At 67.3% G+C, this 17,484-nt stretch carries 17 protein-coding genes and 1 pseudogene; 8 read left to right on the top strand and 10 right to left on the bottom strand.

The genetic code is table 11. The annotated features are described in order from the left end of the window. Positions 1–117: 117 nt before the first annotated feature. On the top strand, positions 118–489 hold the full coding sequence (locus J7654_RS13710; protein ID WP_209736443.1) for a response regulator: 372 nt from the start codon (positions 118–120) through the stop codon (positions 487–489). A gap of 341 nt (positions 490–830) precedes the next feature. Here J7654_RS13710 and rpmG read toward each other — a convergent pair whose 3' ends face one another. The 9 genes from rpmG to J7654_RS13665 form a co-directional block, all read right to left on the bottom strand. Beyond that, the gene (rpmG, locus tag J7654_RS13705; protein WP_149298814.1) at positions 831–998 is read right to left on the bottom strand and encodes a 50S ribosomal protein L33; all 168 of its coding nucleotides are present in this window, start codon (positions 996–998) and stop codon (positions 831–833) included. 203 nt (positions 999–1,201) lie between these two features. Further along, positions 1,202–1,852 carry an NUDIX domain-containing protein gene (locus tag J7654_RS13700; RefSeq protein ID WP_209736442.1) on the bottom strand — a complete coding sequence of 217 codons (651 nt, stop codon included), beginning with the start codon at positions 1,850–1,852 and terminating at the stop codon, positions 1,202–1,204. A 77-nt stretch (positions 1,853–1,929) separates the two neighbouring features. Then, positions 1,930–2,358 carry a DUF983 domain-containing protein gene (locus J7654_RS13695; protein WP_209736441.1) on the bottom strand — a complete coding sequence of 143 codons (429 nt, stop codon included), beginning with the start codon at positions 2,356–2,358 and terminating at the stop codon, positions 1,930–1,932. Then, on the bottom strand, positions 2,355–4,613 hold the full coding sequence (rnr, locus tag J7654_RS13690) for a ribonuclease R (protein ID WP_209740563.1): 2,259 nt from the start codon (positions 4,611–4,613) through the stop codon (positions 2,355–2,357). The genes J7654_RS13695 and rnr overlap by 4 nt, the downstream gene beginning before the upstream one ends. Positions 4,614–4,618: 5 nt before the next feature. Further along, positions 4,619–7,291, bottom strand: a complete 2,673-nt coding sequence (gene topA / locus J7654_RS13685; protein WP_209736440.1) for a type I DNA topoisomerase — start codon at positions 7,289–7,291, stop codon at positions 4,619–4,621. Between the two features lie 99 nt (positions 7,292–7,390). Then, positions 7,391–8,521 (bottom strand): DNA-processing protein DprA, encoded by a 1,131-nt coding sequence (dprA, locus tag J7654_RS13680; RefSeq protein ID WP_209736439.1) that lies wholly within the window; start codon positions 8,519–8,521, stop codon positions 7,391–7,393. Then, positions 8,518–9,129 carry a glycerol-3-phosphate 1-O-acyltransferase PlsY gene (plsY, locus tag J7654_RS13675; RefSeq protein WP_245195506.1) on the bottom strand — a complete coding sequence of 204 codons (612 nt, stop codon included), beginning with the start codon at positions 9,127–9,129 and terminating at the stop codon, positions 8,518–8,520. The genes dprA and plsY overlap by 4 nt, the downstream gene beginning before the upstream one ends. Next, positions 9,126–10,427: a dihydroorotase gene (locus tag J7654_RS13670; RefSeq protein ID WP_209736438.1), complete on the bottom strand. Its 1,302-nt coding sequence runs from the start codon at positions 10,425–10,427 to the stop codon at positions 9,126–9,128. Before J7654_RS13670 ends, plsY begins: the two co-directional genes overlap by 4 nt. Then, entirely contained in the window at positions 10,424–11,380 is a 957-nt protein-coding gene (locus J7654_RS13665; protein WP_209736437.1) for an aspartate carbamoyltransferase catalytic subunit, read from the bottom strand. Before J7654_RS13665 ends, J7654_RS13670 begins: the two co-directional genes overlap by 4 nt. Positions 11,381–11,534: 154 nt before the next feature. Here J7654_RS13665 and J7654_RS13660 point away from each other — a divergent pair, with 154 nt between their 5' ends. After that, positions 11,535–12,056 carry a hypothetical protein gene (locus J7654_RS13660; protein WP_209736436.1) on the top strand — a complete coding sequence of 174 codons (522 nt, stop codon included), beginning with the start codon at positions 11,535–11,537 and terminating at the stop codon, positions 12,054–12,056. Further along, a pseudogene (locus J7654_RS18370) lies at positions 12,056–12,274 on the top strand (DUF6105 family protein); the annotation flags it as partial. The gene J7654_RS13660 and the pseudogene J7654_RS18370, both read left to right, overlap by 1 nt. Before the next feature lie 60 nt (positions 12,275–12,334). On the opposite strand, the gene ruvX reads toward J7654_RS18370, so the two are convergent. Next, the gene (gene ruvX / locus J7654_RS13655) at positions 12,335–12,814 is read right to left on the bottom strand and encodes a Holliday junction resolvase RuvX (RefSeq protein ID WP_209736435.1); all 480 of its coding nucleotides are present in this window, start codon (positions 12,812–12,814) and stop codon (positions 12,335–12,337) included. Positions 12,815–12,879: 65 nt separating this feature from the next. Here ruvX and J7654_RS13650 point away from each other — a divergent pair, with 65 nt between their 5' ends. The 5 genes from J7654_RS13650 to gatB all read left to right on the top strand — a co-directional run bounded on the left by J7654_RS13650 (position 12,880) and on the right by gatB (position 17,477). Continuing rightward, positions 12,880–13,581 carry a metal-dependent hydrolase gene (locus J7654_RS13650; protein ID WP_209736434.1) on the top strand — a complete coding sequence of 234 codons (702 nt, stop codon included), beginning with the start codon at positions 12,880–12,882 and terminating at the stop codon, positions 13,579–13,581. 105 nt (positions 13,582–13,686) lie between these two features. After that, a complete protein-coding gene (gene gatC, locus J7654_RS13645) occupies positions 13,687–13,974 on the top strand; it encodes an Asp-tRNA(Asn)/Glu-tRNA(Gln) amidotransferase subunit GatC (protein ID WP_209736433.1) in 288 nt (95 codons plus the stop codon). A gap of 58 nt (positions 13,975–14,032) precedes the next feature. Then, the gene (locus tag J7654_RS13640; protein WP_245195780.1) at positions 14,033–14,452 is read left to right on the top strand and encodes a GNAT family N-acetyltransferase; all 420 of its coding nucleotides are present in this window, start codon (positions 14,033–14,035) and stop codon (positions 14,450–14,452) included. Then, a complete protein-coding gene (gene gatA, locus J7654_RS13635) occupies positions 14,449–15,930 on the top strand; it encodes an Asp-tRNA(Asn)/Glu-tRNA(Gln) amidotransferase subunit GatA (protein WP_209736431.1) in 1,482 nt (493 codons plus the stop codon). The genes J7654_RS13640 and gatA overlap by 4 nt, the downstream gene beginning before the upstream one ends. A 50-nt stretch (positions 15,931–15,980) precedes the next feature. Next, positions 15,981–17,477, top strand: a complete 1,497-nt coding sequence (gene gatB / locus J7654_RS13630) for an Asp-tRNA(Asn)/Glu-tRNA(Gln) amidotransferase subunit GatB (protein WP_209736430.1) — start codon at positions 15,981–15,983, stop codon at positions 17,475–17,477. Positions 17,478–17,484: the final 7 nt, after the last annotated feature.

Genomic DNA, 17,484 nt, shown 5'->3' with positions numbered 1-17,484 from the left:
TTCCGCACCGCGTCGCAAGATTCCCACTTCTTAAATCAAATTGCCCTAGGACTCGATGGCGGACGCTTGCGAAAGCCGGCCGATCCGTCGCGAATCACGGCGTTTGGAGTATCGCGGATGTCGAAAACGGTGATGATCGTCGAGGACAACGAGCTCAACATGAAGCTCTTCCGCGACCTGATCGAGGCACATGGCTACCGCACGGTCCAGACCCGCAGCGGCCTGACGGCCGTCGATCTGGCCCGCAGCGAGCGGCCGGACCTCATTCTCATGGACATCCAGTTGCCTGAAATCTCGGGGCTGGACGTCACTCGGCAGCTCAAGGCGGATGCGGAGCTGAAGGCCATTCCGGTCATCGCCGTCACCGCCTTCGCGATGAAGGGGGACGAGGAGCGAATCCGACAGGGCGGGTGCGAGGCCTATATCTCGAAGCCCATCTCCGTCACGCACTTCATCGAGACGATCAAGACCTTTCTCGGAGACGGCTGAAGGCCCGGAATTTCGCGCCATCCTTAACCATACGTAAAGATCGCCGCACCGAGGCGCATCCGACCGTTGCTTTTCCCCCGGAATCTTCGCAAGGTCGGGGCTGGATATCGAAGCGCCCGAAAACGCAAGACGGGCGATACGGTTTCCCCATGGAATGCTCAGGTCCGCCGCATCTCCTGGGTCCCGTGGGGCGGTCGGCCGGCTCCGGTCATCAGCGGTGTCCTCGTACCGCGATCGGGACCGGCCGGCCAACTTCCTGACAAGCTGCCCATGACGGGTGCACAAACGAAAAACGCCGCCCTTCAGGGCGGCGTTTTTCGTTTCGACCAGAAGCGTGTCGCTTACTTGATCTTGGCCTCGCGGAATTCCACGTGCTTGCGCGCGACCGGGTCGTACTTGGTTTTCACCATCTTGTCGGTCATCGTGCGGCTGTTCTTCGTCGTCACGTAGAAGAAGCCGGTGTCGGCCGTCGAGAGCAGCTTGATCTTGATCGTCGTAGCCTTGGCCATGGTGCCTTATCCGCCTTGCGATAGGTGCCTCTCGGCCTTGCCTTGCGGGGCAGACGGCGCTCGTTCGAGGCTTTCGAGTGTCTGTTTTGGTTCACGCGCCCGCCGACGAATCGGGCAAGCGGCGACAGCCGAAGGATTTTCGTCCGTCGCGGTCAGGCGCGGACACTATTCATAGCGGCACCAAAGTCAAGACCGAGCGGCGCTCAGAGGAGATCGCGCAGGAAGACGCCGCCCTGCCTGCGGTAGAATGCCATAGGCATTTCAGGGTCGTAGAGGCTCGCGCTCTCCAACCGGGCGGCGAGCTCGGCAAGAACTTGGCGGGTGATGGGCGCAAGATCCTCGCCCTGCATCTCGTCGATCGTCATCCAGGCCACCTGGTCGAACTCGTCGGTCGGCCGGTCCTCGAAGGGCATCCGGCGGACGATCGTCTCGGCGCGGACGGCGAAGAAGCGCGTGTCGTAGCGGCGCACCAGGCCGGGGGGCGTGATGGCGCGCGCGAAGGGCACAAGCTTCGCAGGCATCGGCCGGACCCCGCAGGCGGCGAAGTCGCGCCAGTACGGGGCGCGCGAGGAAAATTCGCCGGGTGCGCCCAGCATGATCCCCGTTTCCTCGAAGGTCTCCCGGATGGCCGCCAGAGCGAGAGCTGCCGCCCGCTTCTCGCCGAAGCGCCTTGCGGTGCGCGCGCCCAGCCGCGCGCCGACGGCGGGCGGCAGCGGGAAGTGGCCGGCCAAGGCCAGGTCCGTGCGGTCGATGCGCCCGCCCGGGAAGACGAGCTTGCCGGCCATGAAGACATGGGCGGGCGCGCGGCGTCCCGCCAGCACGCGCGGCGGGCTGGCCGTGTCGTCCACGATCACGACGGTCGCCGCGTCGCGGATACGAACGGGCCCGGCTTGCGGGTCTCTACCCGCCTCGTGGTGGCGATCGGCGAGACTCAGCGCGATGCCTCCTCGCCGGTTTCGCCGAAGCCGTGCATGCGGATCGCCCATTGCAGGCCGATGGTCGCGCCTTTCAGCGGCTTCAGCAGAGCCAGCGTCAGCAGCGTCGTGATCGGAATCCAGATGGCCAGATGCGCCCAGAGCGGCAAGTCGCCCAGATGCTCCAGGCCCATGAAGGCGGCCACCACGATATGCCCGACGATGAAGATGGTGAGGTAGGGCGGCAGATCGTCCGCGCGGTGGTGATGGAACGCCTCGCCGCAAGCGGCGCAATGATCGACGCTCGTCAGGAAGCCGCTGAACAGCCTGCCTTGCCCGCAGCGCGGGCAGCGCAGGCAGAAGCCGCGCAGGATGGCCTGCCAGACCGGGCGCTGCGGTGCCGCAGGTTCGTTCTCGAAACGTGTTTTCGCGGTTTCCTCGCTCATCGCCGCTTCCTCGGCCCGGACCGCCCGCGCGGCGCGGCGCGGCCGGTTCGCCGGCCCGCCTTGTGGAAGGATGCGTTGGAGCGCGGCAGCTTGCGTGCCTCGCTCAGCATCTCGAATCGCATGGCTCCGGCCAGCGGCGCGGCCTCCACCAGCCGAACCTCCACGCTGTCGCCCAGGCGATGGCCATGGCCGCTGCGCTCGCCGACAAGCGTATGGGCAGCCTCGTCGTAATGGAAATACTCGCCGCCCAGGGTCGAGATCGGGATGAAGCCGTCGGCGCCATATTCCGGCAAGCGCACGAAGAGACCCGCTTTCGTGACCCCCGTGATGCGACCGGAGAAGTTGGCGCCGACCTTGTCGGCGAGGTGATGGGCGATGAGCCGGTCCACCGTGTCGCGCTCGGCCGCCATGGCGCGGCGCTCGGCTTGGCTGATCTCCTCGGCGGTCTGGTCCAGCCGCTCCTCGTCCTCCCGGCTGAGCCCGCCCGGCCCGAGGCCAAGCGCGGTAATAAGCGCGCGGTGCACCAGGAGGTCGGCATAGCGGCGGATAGGGGAGGTGAAGTGGGCGTAGCGGGAGAGGTTCAGCCCGAAATGGCCGATGTTCTCGCTCTGGTAAAGCGCCTGACTCTGCGAACGCAGCACCACCTCGTTGACGAGGCTTTCATGCTCGGTGTCCTTTACCTGGGCGAGGATACCGTTGAAATGCGATGGCCGCAGATTGCCGCTCTTGGCCAGCGGCATGTCCAGCGTTTTCAGGAAGTCGCGCAGGGATTCGAGCTTGGCCATGGAAGGCGCGTCATGCGCACGGTAGACGAGCTTCTGCCGCCTGGTTTCCAGCGCCTCGGCCGCGGCCACATTGGCCTGGATCATGAACTCCTCGATCAGCCGGTGCGCGTCGAGCCGCTCGGGCACGACCACGCGGGCGACGCGGCCCGCATCGTCCAGCACGATCTTGCGTTCCGGCAGGTCGAGGTCGAGCGGCTGGCGCTTGCCGCGCGCGGCTTTCAAGGCTTCGTAGGCTGCCCATAGAGGACGCAGGACTGTGGTGACGATCTCATCGTCCACGTCGTCCGGCATCCCGTCGATCGCGGCCTGCGCCTGCTCGTACGCCAGCTTCGCCCGGCTCTTCATCATGATGCGGTGGAAGGAGTGCCGTCGCTTCTCGCCCGTCGCGGAGAAGACCATGCGCACGGCGAGGGCAGGGCGGTCGACACCCTCGCGCAGCGAGCAGAGATCGTTGGAGATGCGCTCGGGCAGCATCGGCACGACGCGGTCGGGGAAATAGACCGAGTTGCCGCGCAACCGCGCTTCCGAATCCAGCCGCGAACCCGGCCGCACGTGGAAGGAGACGTCGGCAATCGCGACCGTCACCACATGTCCGCCGGGATTGGCCTCGTCCTCGTCCGGCGCGGCATGGACCGCGTCGTCATGGTCCTTGGCGTCGCGCGGATCTATGGTGACAAGCGGCAGCGAGCGCCAGTCCTCACGGCTCTCCATCGTGGCCGGCCCGGCCTTTTCGGCCTCTTCCAGAACGGATTTGGGAAACACATGGGGGATGGAATGGGCGTGGAGGGCGATGGTCGAAATCGCGCGTTCAGAGCCCATGGAGCCCACGATGCGCGCGACGCGCCCCTTGGGAAAGCCGGCGCGCGGGCGCGACAGCGGCTCGATCTCCACGAGATCACCGTCCCTGGCGCCCTGCACATCCTCCGGCGACACCGAATATTCGAGCCCGCGCCGCTCGACCGGATCGACGCGGCCCGCGCCACCGGGCATCAGGCGGAAAACGCCGAGCGCGCTGGCCTTGTCCGCTTCCAGAACACGGATGACGCGGGCGGTCGGGCCGCCTTCGGCCTCGAAGTCGAGCCGGCACAGGGCACGATCACCGACGCCGGCGGCCTTGCCCTCTCGCGCCTGCTTGAGGCGGAAGCGCGGCCGCTCGCCGGCCTCGTCCTCGTCCCACTTCACCGGCTCGGCCAGCAGGCCGCCCTCGTCGTCCCGCCCGCTGACGCGCAGCACGGCAACGGAAGGCAGGGCACCGGGGCGGGTATACTGCCGTCGGCTGCCCGCCAGAACGCCTTCGGCCTGGAGATCGGCCAGGATGTTCTTGAGGACGATCCGGTCGTCCCCCTTGGCACCGAAGGCCTTGGCCAGATCTCGCTTGGTGGCGCGCAAGGGGTTTTCGGCGATGAAGCGCAGCACGGATTCGCGATCGAGCGTCGGATGCGTCTTCCCGTCCTTCACGCGCCGCGCCATGCCGGTCAATCGCCTCCCGCCGCCGCCTTGGTCTTCTTCGCCGCCGGCTTCTTGGCGGGCGCCTTCTTGGCGGCGGCCTTCTTCGGCGCGGCGCGCGCCGCGCTCTTCTTCGGCGCCGCCTTCGCCTTCGGCGCCTTGCCGGTCTTCTCGGCGCGCTCCGTCAGGAGCTGGATCGCCTCCTCTAGCGTCACCGAGGCCGGATCCTTGCCCTTGGGCAGCGTGGCGTTCACCTTGCCGGTGTTGACATAGGGGCCGAAGCGGCCTTCGCGCACGGTGATCTGACCGCCGAGCGTTGGATGCTCTCCCAGCGTCGCGATGGCGGCCGGCGTTCCGCGCCCGCGCCCGCCGCGCTCCTTCTTCTCCGCGATGACGGTAACGGCGCGGTTCAGGCCCACCGTGAACACGTCCTCGACGGTTTCGAGATTGGCGTAGCCGCCATCATGCTGCAGGAAGGGGCCGTAGCGCCCGAGACCGGCCAGGATGGGCTTGCCGCTTTCGGGGTGGATGCCCACCTCGCGGGGCAGCGAGAGAAGCCTCAGCGCTTTCTCGAAATCCATCTCGGCCACTTCCCAGCCCTTGGGCAGGGAGGAGCGCTTGGCTTCCTTGCCTTCACCGCGCTGGACATAGGGGCCGAAGCGGCCTGAGCGCAGCGTCACCACCTCGCCCGTCTCGGGATCGTTGCCCAGTTCCTTCGGCTCGTTCAGCCCGCCATCGTCCGGGCTGTCCGCCGAAAGGCTGGTGCCGAGCTGCTTGGTGTAGTTGCACTCCGGGTAGTTCGAGCAACCGACGAAGGCGCCGAACTTGCCGAGCTTCAGCGAAAGGCGCCCCCCGCCGCAGCGCGGGCAGGCGCGCGGGTCCGTTCCGTCGCCCTTGGGGGGGAAGACGAGCGGGCCGAGCTCCTCGTTCAGCGCGTCGAGAACGTCGGAAACGCGAAGCTCCTTCGTGCCGTCCACATGGGCGGAGAAGTCCTTCCAGAAGTCGCGCAGCACGTCCTTCCAGGACAGCTCGCCCGCCGAGATGCGGTCGAGCTTCTCCTCAAGATCGGCGGTAAAGTCGTACTCGACATATTTCTCGAAGAAATTGTGCAGGAACGCCGTCACCAACCGGCCCTTGGAATCGGGCAGGAGCTTGCGCTTCTCCTGCACGATATAGTCGCGGTCCTGAAGGGTCTGGAGCGTCGCGGCGTAGGTGGAAGGGCGACCGATGCCCAGCTCCTCCATCCGCTTGATGAGCGAGGCTTCCGAGAAGCGCGGAGGCGGCTCGGTGAAATGCTGCGTGGGCTCGATAGCGCGCTTCGTCAGCGCCTCCTCCGCGCGGATCTCGGGCAGGCGGGCGGATTCGTCTTCTTCCTCCGCTTGGTCCGCCTGGTTCTTCGAATCGTCGCGATGGTCCTGATAGGCGCCGATGAATCCCTCGAAACGCACCACGGAGCCTGTCGCGCGAAGCTGCGCGCGCCTGGCACCGTTCTCGGCCAGAATCTCCACCGTCGTACGCTCGATCTCGGCGGACGCCATCTGGCTGGCGATGGCGCGCTTCCAGATGAGGTCGTAGAGGCGCGCCTGATCACGGTCGAGATAGCGCTCCATATCCTTCGGATGCCGGTCGAAGCCGGTGGGACGGATGGCCTCGTGGGCCTCCTGCGCGTTCTTCGCCTTGGTGGAGTAGTAGCGCGGCTTTTCCGGCACGTAGCGTTCGCCGAAGGTGGAGGCGATGGCCTTGCGCGCGGCGGCCACGGCCTCCGGCGCCATCTGCACGCCGTCGGTTCGCATATAGGTGATGAGGCCGACGGTCTCGCCGCCGATATCCATGCCCTCGTAGAGGCGCTGCGCCACCTGCATGGTGCGCGAGGCGCCGAAGCCGAGCTTGGCGGAAGCCGCCTGCTGGAGCGTGGAGGTGGTGAAGGGCGGGCCGGGGTTGCGCCTGGTCGGCTTGGCGTCCACCGAGAGCGCCCGGAAGCTGGCGCCTTCCAGCATGTCGCGGATTTCGAAGGCACGCTCCTCCGACCCGATGGACAGGCGCTGGAGCTTCTCGCCCTCATAGCCCGTCACGCGCGCCACGAAGTCCTCGTTGCGCAGCGTGCCCAGCTTGGCGGCGATCTGCCAGTACTCGTCGGTCTTGAAGCGCTCGATCTCGGCTTCGCGGTCGCAGACGAGGCGCAGGGCCACGGACTGCACGCGGCCCGCCGAGCGGGCACCCGGCAGCTTGCGCCAGAGGACGGGCGAGAGGGTGAAGCCGACCAGATAATCGAGCGCGCGGCGGGCCAGGTACGCGTCCACCAGCGGCTCGTCGATCTGGCGCGGGTTCGCCATCGCATCCAGCACGGCCTTCTTGGTGATGGCGTTGAAGACGACGCGGCTGACGGGCTTGTCCTTGATCACCTTCTTCTGGCGAAGAACCTCCAGCACGTGCCAGGAAATGGCCTCGCCCTCGCGATCCGGATCGGTTGCGAGGAAGAGCGCATCGGCGCCCTTCACGGCTTGAGCGATCTCGCTCAGGCGCTTTTGCGAGGGCTTGTCGACCTCCCAGTCCATGGAAAAATCGTCGTCCGGCCGCACGGACCCGTCCTTGGCCGGCAGGTCGCGCACATGGCCGAAGGAGGCGAGCACCTTGTAGTTGGAGCCCAGATATTTGTTGATCGTCTTCGCTTTTGCGGGCGATTCGACGATGACGACGTCCATGAGCTGACGATCCCGGAAGGTATTGCGCGGGCAAAGGGTCGCGCCAAGTGTTGCTCCGCTCACATGGACAGCGGATCGAGCGCGGTCAACCCCGCCCGTTCACGCCGAGAGGGACACGCGGCCGCCGGGGTGCCGCTCCAGGCGGCCGGCAAGCGTCAGTTCGAGAAGCACGAGCTGCACCGCGCCGGCCCCGGCGCCGATATGATCGACGAGGTCGTCCACCGTTACCGGGCTGGGGCCCAGCGCCTCGATGATGCGGGCGCGCTGGTCCTCGGCGATGTCCTCATCGGGTAGCGCCGTATCCGCCTCGTCGAATTGCGCGAACGGCGCGGACGGCGCGCGCCCGTCCAGCGGGCGGATGGCCTCGATCACGTCCGCGGCCTCCGTCACGAGGATCGCGCCGTCCTTGATCAGTCCGTTCGGCCCGCCGGCGCGCGGATCGAGCGGCGACCCCGGCACGGCGAAAACGAGCCGGCCCATCTCACCGGCCAGGCGCGCGGAGATCAGCGAGCCGGAGCGCCTGGCCGCCTCCACCACGAGAAGCCCGAGCGAAAGCCCGGCCACGATGCGGTTGCGGCGGGGGAAGTCGATGGCGCGCGGTGTCCAGCCGAAGGGCATCTCGGTGAGGAGACAGCCGCCGCCATCCACGATCCTGCGCATCAATGGCCGGTTCTCGTTGGGGTAGGGCTTGTCCAGGCCGCCCGCGAAGACGCCCGCCGTGCCCGTTTCCAGCGCCGCCTCATGCGCCGCCGCGTCGATACCGCGCGCCACGCCGGACACGATGCAGAAATCCGCTCGCCCCAGCTCCTGCGCGATGGACTTGGCGAATTTGATGCCCGACAGGGAAGCGTTGCGCGCGCCGACGATGGCGACGCACGACCGGTGCAGCGTGGCGATCTCGCCCATCACCGCCAGCACCGGCGGCGCGGCCTCCATAGCCGCCAGCGCCTTGGGGTAGTCCGCCTCGCCCAGGCACACGAAGCGCGCCTTCATGCGCGCGGCTGTGGCGAACTCGGCTTCGATAGCCGCGACGTCCGCGACCGCGATGCGCCGTTTGGCGCCGCCGCGCGCCGCCAGCTCGGGCAGCGCGTCCAGCGCCGCCTCCGCCCCGCCGAAGCGGTTGACGAGGGCGCGAAAGCCCACCGGCCCGACATTCTCGGAACGGATGAGCCGGACCCAGGCGAAACGCTGCCGCTCCGACAGGACGATGGCGGAGCCCGCTTCGCTCAACCCTTTTCTCCGATTTTTCCTTCCGTACCAGAGAGAAGGCGGGAAATGTTCGTCTTGTGCTTGATGTAGACCAGCACGGTCAGGGTGCCCGAGAGCGCGGCCGCCGGCATGTTGCCGAGGAGGAGATAGACGAGCGGCACCGCCACCGTCGCCACCAGCGCGGCGAGAGAGGAGAAGCGGAAGAGATAGGCCACGACGATCCAGTTCGCCGCGAAGACCGCGACGCCGAGCGGGGCGAAGCCGAGAAGGACGCCGAGATAGGTCGCCACGCCCTTGCCGCCCTTGAAGCCCAGCCAGACGGGCAGGATGTGCCCCAGGAACGCGCCGAGGCCCGCCAGGGCCGCCGCCGGCTCGCCCCAGTTCCAGGCGATGAGCACGGGCACGGTGCCCTTCAGGACGTCGCCCAGAAGCGTGAGCGCCGCCACCAGCTTGTTGCCGGTGCGCAGGACATTCGTCGCGCCGATATTGCCAGAGCCGATGGAGCGCACGTCACCCAGGCCGAACATGCGCGTCAGCACGAGGCCGAAGGGAATGGAGCCGCACAGATAGCCAAGGGCCAGCGACAGGACGAGAAAGAGCGGCTGGCTCTGCGCCAGGAACTCGATCACCGCCCGTCCTCCAGCTCGAAGACGGTGTTGCCGGCGACGATGGTGCGCAGGACGCGGCCCTGGAAGCGGGCGTTCTCGAATGCGGTGTTCTTGGAGCGCGAGCGAATGTCGCGCTCGGAAAAGACGAAGGGCGCATCGAGGTCGACAAGCGCGATGTCGGCCGGGCGGCCGGGCTGAAGCGTGCCGCGATCGAGCTTCAGGATTTTCGCGGGCGCCGCCGTCATGGCCTCCACCAGCCGCGCCAGCGGCACCTGCCCCGAATGGTGCAGGCGAAGAGCGGCGGGGAGGAGGCTCTCCAGCCCGATCGCGCCCGATTCCGCCTCCGCGAAGGGCCGGCGCTTGCCGTCCACGTCCTGCGGGTCGTGGGACGAGACGATGATGTCCACACTGCCGTCCGCCAGCGCCTCGATCATCGCCTGGCGATCTTCCTCATGGCGCAGCGGGGGCGAGAGACGAAAGAAGGTGCGGTACTCGCCGATATCGTTCTCGTTGAGCGACAGATGGGCGACGGACACGCCGCCCGTCGCTTTCACGCCCCGGTCCTTGGCAAGGCGCAGGGCCTCGGCCGAGGCGGCGACGGAGATCTTCGCCGCATGGTAGCGACAGCCGGTGAGGGCGGCGAGGCGCAGGTCGCGTTCGAGCGGGATGAGCTCTGCTTCCTTCGGAATGCCGGCAAGGCCCAGCCAGGAGGCCAGCAGGCCCTCATTCATCACGCCCGAGCCCGCCAGCTCGGCATCCTGCGTCTCATGGTCGAAGAGCGCATCGAAATCGCGCGCATAGGTCATGAGGCGGCGGATCAGGGCCGGGTTGGAAAGCGTGTGCCGCCCTTCGGTGAAGGCCGCGACGCCGGCTTCGGTCAGAAGGCCGATTTCCGTCATCTCCCGGCCCTTCAGCCCCTTGGTGAGGGCCGCCGAGACGAAGACGTTGACGGGCGCGGTCTCGCGCGCCGTGCGCATGACGAACTCGGCCAGTGCCACGTCGTCGATCACCGGGTCTGTGTCCGGCATGGTGAGGATGGAGGTGACGCCCCCGGCGGCCGCAGCCTCGCCGGCCGAACGGATCGTCTCGCGATGCTCCCCGCCCGGCTCGCCCATGAAGACGCGCGCGTCCACGAGGCCGGGAATGGCCAGCAGGCCGGAGGCGTCGATGACCTCGGCGCCTTCCGGTCGGCCCTGGTTGAGCGCCGAGGCGCCGGCCGCCTCGATGCGGCCGTTCGCCACGACGATGGCGCCGATTTCGTCCACCTGCCGCGAGGGGTCGAGGATACGCGCGTTCTCGATGACCAGCGGGCGGCTCATGCGTTCGCTCCCGCGTCGCCTGCAAGCCATTCCATCACGGCCATGCGCACGGCGACGCCCATCTCCACCTGCTCCTCGATGACGCTCTGCGGCCCGTCGGCGATGCCCGAGGCGATCTCCACGCCCCGGTTCATCGGGCCGGGATGCATCACCAGGGCATCGGGCTTCGCCAGCGCCAGCCTGGGGGCGTCGAGGCCGTAGAGCCGGAAATATTCGCGCACCGAGGGCACGAAGGAGCCCTCCATCCGCTCGCGCTGAAGGCGCAGCATCATCACCACGTCCGCCTCCCTCAGCCCGTCCTCCATGCGCCGGAACACCTCCACGCCCATCTGCTCGATACCGGAGGGCAGCAGGGTGGAAGGGGCGATGACGCGCACGCGGGCCCCCAGCGCGTTGAGAAGCAGGATGTTGGAGCGCGCGACGCGGCTGTGCAGCACGTCGCCGCAGATCGCCACCGTGAGCCTCGAGAAATCACCCTTGCGGCGGCGGATCGTGAGCGCGTCGAGAAGGGCCTGCGTAGGGTGCTCGTGCGCGCCGTCGCCGGCATTCACCACCGAGCAGGCGACCTTCTGCGCCAGAAGCGCCACGGCGCCCGCCGAGTGGTGGCGCACCACCAGGATATCGGGCCGCATGGCGTTCAGCGTCATCGCCGTGTCGATAAGCGTCTCGCCCTTCTTCACGGAGGAGTTGGCGACCGACATGTTCATGACATCCGCGCCGAGCCGTTTGCCGGCCAGCTCGAAGGAGGCCTGCGTGCGCGTCGACGCCTCGAAGAACAGGTTGATCTGCGTCAGCCCCCGGAGCGCCGCCTTCTTCTTCTCGCGGGAGCGGCTGACCATGATCGCCTGTTCGGCGCGGTCGAGCAGCTCATGAATGTCGGGGAGCGATAGCTGCGCGATGCCAAGGAGATGGCGGCGGGCGGCGGGCGAGGGGGCAGTGTGGGGCGCGCTCATATTGAAAGCCGCTCATAGGCAAAAGCGAGGGCCTCGGCAAGCAGGCTCTGCGGCCTCGCCGTTAAGGTTAACAAAGTCTTTCGATTGCGGGAGGCGAACGGCAGGGCGCATCACTGCGTTACGGTGGCCAAGGAGTGGCGGAAGGACGAGGATCATGAAGCGGGTCTTCTCGACGGTCGCGACAGCCGCATGGGTCGGATATCACGCAGCATGGACGATGGGCCTGGCCGCGCAGGCGGCCGGGGCTGGCACGGTGGACATCTGGCCCGGACTGGCCCTTCCCAACGCCGCATCCCTTGGCTCCCCCGTCGCCTGCGGCCTCCTCCTGGCGGCGCATGGGGGCGTGGCGCTCGGCTATTCGCGCGCGGCCCTCACGCTCCAGTCGTCGCGGTCCGAAAGCCTCGATCACGCGGACCGGACGGTGCTGCTCAGCCTTGCCGGCAGCGCGGCACTGGCGGTCGCGGCCCACCTTTTCGGCTTCGGGGGTGCGGATGCGGGCGCGTTCTCGGCCGGCATGGCGCTGGCACTCCTCGCGCTCCTGTTCGACCGTCTGGTGGAGCCCCTCCCGGAAGACGACCGGGACGAGAGGGCCTTCGCGATGGCTGCGGTGCGGATCGGTGCCGAGATGGGGCGCAAACGCGGGCAGCCCGACTCGCTGGCGCGACGGGACGGCTGATGCGCGCCTTCCTCCTGTTCTGGGCGGTGCCGCTCGGTTTCTTCTGGACGTGGTACGCCCTGTCCTATCACGACCTCCATTTCGGGATAGTGTTCTTCTCCCGCCAGGTCCACGACATCACCTTCGGCGTCTACGCCGAGCTTCTGGGCGTGGAACCCTCCGCGATCGCGCCGATGATCGCAAAGGCGATTCTCCTCGACACCGCCATCGTCCTTGCCGTCATCGCGTTTCGTCGCCGGCGCAGGATCGGCGCTTGGCTGCGGGAGAGGGGCGGGCCGTCAGGCGCGCTCGCGGCGCAGGGCGGCCAGCCTGTCGAGCGCGCCTTGCAGGATGAAGGCGGCGGCGGCCGAATCGATGCGCTCGGCGCGCTTGGCGCGGGAGACATCGGCGGCGATCAGCACCCGTTCGGCCGCCACGGTTGAAAGGCGCTCGTCCCAGAAAGCGATCGGCCGCTCGTCCAGCCTTGAATAGTTGCGAATGAAGGCGCGCGTGGCCTGCGCGCGCGGCCCCTCCGTCCCATCCATGTTGACCGGCAGGCCGATGACGATGGCGCCGCACCGCGCCTCGTCCAGCGCCTTCATCAGCGCCTGCGCGTCCGGCGTGAACTTGACGCGCTTGAGGACGGGGCGGGGGGTGGCGAAGCGAAGCCCCAGATCGGAAACGGCCAGACCAATGGTCCGGGTGCCGAGATCGAGCCCGGCAACGGTCTTGTCCTGCGCCAGGAGATCGTCCATCTCTGCGATATCGACAACGGGCATGGACGGTCCTTGATCCGGGGGCATCTCCGCCAACTGCCCGAAATCGGCCCAGTCGAGGAAGACGCATGAAGATCACCTATTTCGGACATTCCGCGTTCAAGATCGAGACCGAACGCTCGATCATCCTCATCGACCCGTTCCTGACCGGTAATCCGCACTTCACGGGCGATGTGGAGGCGGCGACGAGGGACGTGACGCATATCGCGCTCAGCCACGGGCATTTCGACCATGTCGGCGATACGGTGGAGATCGCCCGGCGCACGAGCGCCAAGGTGGTGGGCAATTTCGAGCTGGTCTCCTGGCTCGGGACGAAGGGCGTTGAGAGCATCGAGCCCGCCAACACGGGCGGAACGGTGAAGTTCGACGACTTCTCCGTCACACTTACGCAGGCGTTCCATTCCTCGGGCCATGTGGAGGAGAACGGCACCGTCACCTATCTCGGGATGCCGAACGGCCTCGTCTTCCACTTCTCGCAGGGGCCGAGCGTCTATCACATGGGCGATACGGACATTTTCGCCGACATGGCCATCATCGAGGAGCTGCACCACCCGCAGATCGGCCTCGTGCCTGTGGGCGACCGGCTGACGATGGGCGCGGCGGTGGCCGCGCTCGCCTGCCGCCGCTATTTCAACTTCCAGAAGATCGTGCCCATCCACTGGGGCACGCTGCCGATTCTGGACCAGTCTCCCGACAAGTTCACCCAGGCGATGGAAGGGGATGGCGAGCGCGTCCTGAACCCGGTGCCGGGCGAAGCCTTCGAGGTCTAGGGCCGCGAAGGCCCGGTCGGGGCGGCTCGGCAGGCGTTGTCTGCGCGCCGCCCTCTCGTTATAGCCGAGCGTAGAATCCTTCGAGTTCTCGTCCGGGAAACTGCCTTGTCCGTCGATACGAACACCGTCCGCCGCGTCGCCAAGCTCGCGCGCATCGCCGTCACCGAAGATGAGGTGGCGTCTATGCAGGGGGAGCTGAACGCCATTCTCGGCTTCGTCGAGCAGCTCGGCGAGGTCGATGTCTCGGGCGTCGAGCCGATGACCTCGGTCATCCCGATGGAGATGAGGAAGCGGGAGGACGTGGTGACGGACGGCGGCAAGGCCGAGGACATCGTGGCCAATGCACCGGCCACGGAGGATCACTTCTTCATGGTCCCCAAGGTGGTGGAATAAGGTGACGGACGAGATCACGATCCGCGCCGAGACGCCGCTGCAGGACGATGTGCGCGCCATGGTGGCCGAGCTGAACGCCTATATGCGGCCGCTGACGCCGCCCGAGTTCCAGTTCCAGCTAACTGTCGAGCAGATGGCCGAGCCGTCGGTAACGGTGTTTGTCGCGCGGGACGGCGCGGGGCAGGCGGTCGGCATGGCCTCCTTGAAGGAGCATGGCGAAGGGCTCGGCGAAGTGAAGCGCATGTTCACGCTGCCTCGCGTGCGCGGCAAGCGCGTGGGGTCCATGCTCCTGCGGCGTCTGGAGGAGCTGGCGCGCACGAGGGGCCTCTCCCGGCTCGTGCTCGAAACGGGCGAGGCCCCGGGCTTCGAGCCGGCCTGGCGCGTCTATGAACGCGGCGGCTACGCGGTCTGCGGCGCCGTCCTCGACTATCCCGATTCCGGCTATTCCCGATTCTACGAAAAGAACCTCCCCCGATGACCGATCTCACTGCCCTGACCATCGCGGAAGCGCGTGACAAGCTACGGGCGAAGGCCTTTTCCGCCCGCGAGCTGACGGATGCCTATCTGGCCGCGATCGAGGCGGCGAACCCGGCACTCAATGCCTATGTCGCGGTAACGCAAGCCCGGGCGACAGAGATGGCCGCTGCATCCGACGCGCGCATCGCCAGGGGCGAGGGGCGCGCGCTGGAAGGGATTCCGCTGGGAGTGAAAGACCTTTTCGCCACCGAGGGCATCCACACGCAGGCTGCTTCGCACATCCTCGACAAGTTCGAGCCACGCTACGAATCGACCGTGACCGCCAATCTCTGGGCGGACGGCGCGGTGATGCTCGGCAAGCTGAACATGGACGAGTTCGCCATGGGCTCCTCCAACGAGACCAGCCATTACGGGCCAGTCGTGAGCCCTTGGCGGCGCGAGGGCTCCAATCTCGACCTCGTGCCCGGCGGCTCCTCCGGCGGCTCGGCGGCGGCTGTGGCGGCACATCTGTGCGCCGGGGCGACGGCGACGGACACGGGCGGCTCCATACGCCAGCCCGCGGCCTTGACCGGCACGGTCGGCATCAAGCCGACCTATGGCCGATGCTCGCGCTGGGGCATCGTGGCCTTCGCCTCCTCGCTTGATCAGGCCGGGCCGCTGGCGCGCGACGTGCGCGACGCGGCGATCCTCTTGAAGTCCATGGCCTCGGTGGACGAGAAGGACACGACCTCGGTGGACCGGCCGGTGCCGGACTACGAGGCGTCGGTCGGCCGCTCTGTGAAGGGCATGAGGATCGGCATCCCGAAGGAATACCGCGTCGAGGGAATGCCTGCCGAGATCGAAAAGCTCTGGGCCCAGGGCATCGAGTGGCTGCGCGAGGCGGGCGCGGAAATCGTCGACGTTTCGCTGCCGCATACGAAATACGCGCTGCCGGCCTACTACATCGTGGCGCCGGCGGAGGCCTCGTCCAATCTGGCGCGCTATGACGGCGTGCGCTACGGCCTCCGCGTTCCGGGCAGGGACGTGTCGGAAATGTACGAGAACACCCGCGCGGCCGGCTTCGGCCGCGAAGTGAAGCGGCGTATCATGATCGGCACCTATGTGCTCTCGGCCGGCTATTACGACGCCTATTATCTGCAGGCTCAGAAGGTGCGCACGCTCATCAAACGGGATTTCGAGACCGTGTTCGGAGCGGGGGTGGACGCGCTGCTGACCCCGGCGACCCCCTCGGCCGCCTTCGGCATCGCGGACCAGGAGATGGCGTCCGACCCGGTGAAGATGTACCTGAACGACATCTTCACCGTGACGGTGAACATGGCCGGGCTGCCCGGCATCGCCGTTCCGGCCGGCCTTTCGCAGGAGGGCACGCCGCTCGGCCTCCAGCTCATCGGCCGGCCTTTCGACGAGGAGACGCTGTTCGCCACGGCCTCCGTGGTCGAGAAGGCGGCCGGGCGCTTCACGCCGGCCAAGTGGTGGTAGCGCGAATGCCCATTGCGCGCTCAGCCTGACCCGGGAACAGAGAATCCAAGATGACGATCGTCGATACCCGCACCCCCGATCCGAAGAAGTTCATTCCCGGCGCCACCGGCGACTGGGAGGTGATCGTGGGCATGGAGGTCCACGCGCAGGTCCTTTCGCAGGCCAAGCTGTTCTCCGGCGCCTCCACCACCTTCGGCTCGGGGCCGAACGAGAATGTCAGCCTGGTTGACGCCGCGATGCCCGGGATGCTGCCGGTGATCAACGAGGAATGCGTACGCCAGGCGGTTCGCACCGGGCTCGGCCTGAAGGCGAAGATCAACAAGCGCTCGGTCTTCGACCGCAAGAACTACTTCTACCCGGACCTGCCGCAGGGCTACCAGATCTCGCAGTTCCAGCAGCCCATCGTGGGCGAGGGGGTGGTGAAGGTTTCGGTCGGCCCGGATTCGAAGGGCGAGTTCGACGAGATCGAGATCGGCATCGAGCGGCTGCACCTTGAGCAGGACGCCGGCAAGTCGATGCACGACCAGCATCCGTCCATGTCCTTCGTGGACCTCAACCGCTCCGGCGTGGCGCTGATGGAGATCGTCTCCAAGCCCGACATCCGCTCCTCGGAGGAGGCGCGCGCCTATCTCACCAAGCTGCGCACCATCCTGCGCTATCTGGGCACCTGCGACGGCAACATGGACGAAGGTTCCATGCGCGCCGACGTCAACGTCTCGGTGAGGAAGCCGGGCGGAGAGTTCGGCACACGCTGCGAGATCAAGAACGTCAATTCGATCCGCTTCGTGGGGCAAGCCATCGAATCGGAGGCGCGCCGGCAGATCGCGATCATCGAGGATGGCGGCACGATCGACCAGGAGACGCGGCTTTTCGACCCCGTGAAGGGCGAGACGCGCTCCATGCGCTCCAAGGAAGACGCGCACGATTATCGCTATTTCCCCGACCCCGACCTGCTGCCGCTCGAATTCGACGACGCCTTCGTCGCCGAACTGGCGAAGGACTTGCCGGAGTTGCCCGACGACAAGCGCGAACGGCTGATCGCCAGCGGCCTTTCGGCCTATGACGCCTCCATCCTCGTCTCGGAAAAGGCCATCGCGGACTTTTTCGAGAAGGTGGCGGCGGGCCGGGAGGCCAAGCAGGCGGCCAACTGGGTGATCAACGACCTCCTCGGCGCGCTGAACAGGTCCGGCACCGGGATCGAGGAGACCCCCGTCTCGGCCGAGCAGCTTGGCGCGATCCTCGACCTCGTGCGCGAAGGCACGATCTCGGGCAAGATCGCCAAGGAGTTGTTCGAAATCGTCTGGGCCGAGGGCGGCGATCCGAGGGTGCTTGTCGAGGCGCGCGGCCTTCGCCAGGTCACGGACACCGGCGCCATCGAAAAGGCGGTGGACGAGGTGATCGCCGCCAATCCGGAAAAGGTGGAGCAGGCCAAGGCGAAGCCGACCCTTGCCGGGTGGTTCGTCGGGCAGGTAATGAAGGCCACCGGCGGCAAGGCGAACCCGCAGGCCGTCAACGAGCTGGTCAAGTCCAAGCTCGGCATCGAATAGGAAGCGA

The organism is Aureimonas populi (assembly GCF_017815515.1).
Classification (GTDB): Bacteria; Pseudomonadota; Alphaproteobacteria; order Rhizobiales; family Rhizobiaceae; genus Aureimonas; species Aureimonas populi.
The sequence above is the reverse complement of the archived record's forward strand: the minus strand, read 5'-3'. Positions and strand labels throughout refer to the sequence as shown.